The organism is Baaleninema simplex PCC 7105 (assembly GCF_000332355.1).
Lineage (GTDB): Bacteria > Cyanobacteriota > Cyanobacteriia > Cyanobacteriales > Geitlerinemataceae > Baaleninema > Baaleninema simplex.
Genome location: NZ_KB235958.1, coordinates 2,476,396 through 2,477,454, shown reverse-complemented (window position 1 = coordinate 2,477,454; position 1,059 = coordinate 2,476,396). Strand labels below are relative to the sequence as shown.

1 protein-coding gene and 1 pseudogene are annotated in these 1,059 nt (G+C 42.0%); one reads left to right on the top strand and one right to left on the bottom strand.

Translation table 11 applies throughout. The features are described 5' to 3' along the window. Positions 1–413 precede the first annotated feature (413 nt). Positions 414–770, top strand: coding sequence for a hypothetical protein (locus GEI7105_RS0112905; protein WP_017660876.1), 357 nt, complete (start codon positions 414–416; stop codon positions 768–770). An 86-nt stretch (positions 771–856) separates the two neighbouring features. On the opposite strand, the pseudogene GEI7105_RS38440 reads toward GEI7105_RS0112905, so the two are convergent. After that, positions 857–1,059, bottom strand: a pseudogene (locus tag GEI7105_RS38440) (hypothetical protein); the annotation flags it as partial.

Below are 1,059 nucleotides of genomic sequence, written 5' to 3'. Positions count from 1 at the left end.
CTTGTGGAAGTTAGTCGATGAACCCTTAGTTAACACTTATTTTGAAACTATTGAGGAACTTGAAGAAGTGTTGGGGAAAAGGTGCTGTGTCCTTCAAGAACAGATGCAAGAAGAGATTCGGGATTTAACGAACTATCATTGGCTGGAATTTGCAGCTTAAAAGTTTAGCAGGTTTGGGAACAGGATTTGGTATTAGCTGCGGATGGAAATTATACAACAACTTTCAATGCTGGTCATCGAGTAGGTGAAGGTTTTTATAATAGTGATCAAATGGGAATGGGGCCAACAACTTCCGTTTATGCAACAACTAGCTATGTAAGCGTTTGAATTCGATTGATGCCGGGATCGCCTCCATCTTTCTTTGTTCTCACAGCTTTCCCTGTTATACGAGGATATTAACTGAGGTGTCAACAATGAATTTTAAAGAAAACCTAGAAAAGCTAAGAAAAAAGCAAAATGCTATGACTCCTTTGGAAGTTACCATAGACTTCCTTCAAGGGTTTTGTTGTGATGCGGGTACTTTGGATGAGGTTAGAGATGATGTGGCTAACCTAGCATCCCATCATCCCCAAACGATTCAACGCTACCTTTCAGGAATTGAAAGGCTACTCGCCGATCCGCCCACAGACAACACCTTAGCTGATATAGTTGCTTGGGATGCCAACTGGATTCTTGAAAATCCGAGTAATGAAGGGGCTAAGCAATGGTTACAGGAGATGATTCAACTACTTCGCGAGGTTTTAAAAGAGGTGTCCAACTTCCAAGAGTGAAGGACTACTTAAAATGAGTTGGAAATCCAAGCGGTAAGACAGATACAGTTCCGGGAGCATCTATTTTAAGTAATGAGTAAAAATACTTAAGCCAACTCGCGATTGAGATAAGCACAGCGTAAACGCAACATGGGATTGACATTCTCTCGATTCCACTGCGCTCCGGAAATCTTCATTCTCAAACCAATGCGTTTAATAGTCGATTCAACTTCCCCCGAACCAATGACCTGGCCGTTTTCCTGGCGTTGGGCATAATTCGGTAAGCGATGAGAATGGCGCTCTATATAGT

What these genes read in the sequence shown, in the direction of transcription:
- GEI7105_RS0112905 (WP_017660876.1), top strand. Translation starts at nt 414, where the DNA reads ATGAATTTTAAAGAAAACCTAGAAAAGCTAAGAAAAAAGCAAAATGCT.